Annotated in this window: 1 pseudogene; it reads right to left on the bottom strand. The window is 54.3% G+C overall.

Annotated elements, in window-relative coordinates:
- Positions 1 to 245: pseudogene (yiaJ, locus tag SB756_RS33890) on the bottom strand (IclR family transcriptional regulator YiaJ); the annotation flags it as partial.

Raw genomic sequence — 245 nt, 5'->3', positions numbered from 1 at the left:
CGCGGCTGGAGAAGTTAATGGTTTCACCAGTGGCGATGTTCAGTGCCTCAAGATGCGGAGCGGCGATATGAATGATATTCAGCGAAGACAGCGCCTTCTGCCCGACGGCAATAAATTTGGTGGTCAGGCGATAACTCCCTGCGGCAGGCGCGGTGGTCACATAGCCGCAGGACTGTAATCCCTGCAATAAGCGATGGACGGTACTCTTATTTAAACCAGCCAGCTCCGAAAGATGCGCCAACGGA

This window comes from Pseudomonas sp. SIMBA_068 (assembly GCF_046534705.1).
In the GTDB taxonomy this organism is placed as follows: Bacteria; Pseudomonadota; Gammaproteobacteria; order Pseudomonadales; family Pseudomonadaceae; genus Aquipseudomonas; species Aquipseudomonas putida.
The sequence above is the reverse complement of the archived record's forward strand: the minus strand, read 5'-3'. Positions and strand labels throughout refer to the sequence as shown.